This window comes from Sulfitobacter sp. HI0129 (assembly GCF_001635395.1).
Lineage (GTDB): Bacteria > Pseudomonadota > Alphaproteobacteria > Rhodobacterales > Rhodobacteraceae > Sulfitobacter.
This window is the reverse complement of record NZ_LWGH01000727.1, coordinates 1-2,361: the sequence shown is the minus strand read 5'-3', so window position 1 is coordinate 2,361 and position 2,361 is coordinate 1. Positions and strand designations below refer to the sequence as shown.

Below are 2,361 nucleotides of genomic sequence, written 5' to 3'. Positions count from 1 at the left end.
CCCTCGTAGATCAGGTAGAAGCCGATCAGGATAAGTGTCGTGTAGTTGATGAGCGCTGCGACGATTTCTACCCGCCCATAGCCGAAGGTCATGCGCTTGTCCGCCGGGCGGCGAGCGATCTTACGCGCGAAGAAGGCGATCACCAGCGACGCCATGTCCGAGAAATTGTGGAGGGCATCCGCGATCAGCGCGAGGCTGCCGGAAAGGATCCCGCCGACGATCTGCGCGACCGTCAGGAGGNCGTTGGCCCAGATGGCGATGGAGACGCGACGATCACCGGATTGAGGATCGATGTGGGCGTGGCCGTGATCATGCGGCACGGTTCGTCTCCTCATGGCGGTGGTTCGGCCGATCGAATCCGGGGACCGGCGGCAAGATTCCGCGGCGGATGCGGCGAACCCTGGCATTCATCCAGTGACGGATGACGTGGCGATAGAGCAAGTCGCGCACAAATCCGAAGTTCTGGCGGTGCTTTGAGTAAAAATCGTCGGGTGCGTTGAAGGTTCCAAGATCGCGAACAATACCGGTTTTCTGGATGTAGGTATCATTGCCGGACCAAGTGACAGGCGGGGCGCTCAGACACTCCGTTCCAACCCCGTAGCCGCACAGACTATCCGTCTCGCGGAATTTCTGCTGCAGCGTCTGCAGGAAAGGCGCGTCCAGGATGAAGCCTTCAAGATTGACCCATCCGTCGCCCAAGTCCACCTCTACCCAGGAGTGGAGGATTTCGGACGGCGCGAGGGGATAGACGAGTTCCGGAACGACGCCTCTCTGAAGCGCCTTGTGGATTGTGAACCCGTGCAGTCGGCAGCGAACTCCCACGCCACGCAGCAGGGCCATGAGGAGCGTGCCCTTGGTGTTGCACTGCCCGTGGCCATCTGCGAGGACCTCGGACGCCGGAATGTCGTCGGCGCGGTTGTAGCCGAAGGTAATCTTGTTCCTGACGAAATCGTAGATGGCCCCAATTCGGTCGTCGCTGGGAAGGTCTGCCCAGCCGCGCTCCTCGATCAGTTTTGCAATTGAGGTCGCGTCAAAATCCAGCAGCCGGGTTTTGGCCAAATGAGGGTCGGCGGGGTTCACGGGATATCTCCTCGAATCGTTCGCGAGAATATGTAGTTGCTACAGTCACTGTAGCTTCAAGCCCCGATTTCAGGCCGAGTCCTTGGTTACCTGATCGTCATTGTGCACCGCCTTGTGGTGTTCACCATGCGCGTCTCTCAGGATTCCGACGCCACCCCAGGCCGCGATGCCGGCGACAATCACGCCCACGACAAGGTCCGGCCAATTCGTTCCGAGCCAGGCTACGAGCCCGCCTGCGACGACGATTCCGAGATTGGCCGCGAAGTCGTTCCAGCTGAACGTATTCGCCGCTCGGATGTTCACGTCCGGATCGCGAAGCCGTGCCAACAGCCAGACGCAAAGTGCGTTGATGGCCGCCGCTACCAGCGCCATGACAATCATGATCGTGCCAAGAGGATCCGATCCGCCGACGTAGCGGCGCCAGGCGTCATACAGGATTCCAAGGGCGAAGAGGATCAGCAGGCCGCCCGAAACGTTCGCCGCTCCGCGCTTCCACTTGGCGGAGCGGGACAGCGCGAAGAGGCTGATCGCGTAGACGAAACTGTCCGACAGATTGTCGAGGCCATTGGCGATAAGCGCGCTTGAATCGCCGAATGCGCCCGAGGCGAAGAAAGCGATTGCCAGCCCGATGTTAAGACCCAGCACGATCCAGAGTGTGCGTCTTTCCGTTGCGTTTCTCTGCTCCGCCATGCCGGGTATTCAAATTAGTGAATTGCCAATGAGTAACTAACACCGGGCTTTTTGCGTTCCGATCAAAGGTCGTCGAAATTGCTCAGGCGCCGATCTCTTCATGGTCGGTCAGGCATTCGGAATGGTCGCGCAGTACCTCGAGCACACGGCAATCAGAAGTCTGTCCGCCGCTGCACTCATGCACCATCCGCTTCAATTCCGTCCGCAGCGCCTCGAGCCGCGCCAATCGTTGCTCGACCTGTTTGAGTTGCCGACGGGCGATTGCATCCGCCTCTGCACAGGACTTTCCCGGATGATCGCTGAGATCGAGGAGCTCACGGATCGCGTCCAACGAGAAGCCCAGTTGCCGAGCGTGCCGGACGAATGACAAGCGGTCGAGTTCGGCGTCGCCATAGCGTCGTTGGCCCCCCTCGGTCCTGCCGGGCTCAGGCATAAGTCCGATCTGCTCGTAATACCGGATGGTCTGCACTTTTGTTCCGGTCTTCTTCGCCAGAGTCCCAATCGTCAGCATTTCCGCTCCCCACATTACCTACAGTGGGTGTAGCTTTATGCGGTGCGCATCACAAGCTTCACCTGAGTTTCACAGATAGG

At 59.6% G+C, this 2,361-nt stretch carries 4 protein-coding genes; all 4 read right to left on the bottom strand.

The genetic code is table 11. The features are described 5' to 3' along the window. Window positions 1-320, bottom strand: a 320-nt coding sequence (locus A3764_RS18045) for a cation diffusion facilitator family transporter (RefSeq protein ID WP_150122278.1), incomplete at its 3' end; no start/stop codon positions are given. Further along, a complete protein-coding gene (locus A3764_RS18040) occupies window positions 310-1,080 on the bottom strand; it encodes a transglutaminase-like domain-containing protein (protein ID WP_067920038.1) in 771 nt (256 codons plus the stop codon). The genes A3764_RS18040 and A3764_RS18045, both read right to left, overlap by 11 nt. Before the next feature lie 69 nt (window positions 1,081-1,149). Further along, window positions 1,150-1,770 carry a cation transporter gene (locus A3764_RS18035; RefSeq protein ID WP_067920036.1) on the bottom strand — a complete coding sequence of 207 codons (621 nt, stop codon included), beginning with the start codon at window positions 1,768-1,770 and terminating at the stop codon, window positions 1,150-1,152. Between the two features lie 82 nt (window positions 1,771-1,852). Then, window positions 1,853-2,281 carry a MerR family transcriptional regulator gene (locus A3764_RS18030; RefSeq protein ID WP_007803476.1) on the bottom strand — a complete coding sequence of 143 codons (429 nt, stop codon included), beginning with the start codon at window positions 2,279-2,281 and terminating at the stop codon, window positions 1,853-1,855. Between the last annotated feature and the right edge of the window lie 80 nt (window positions 2,282-2,361).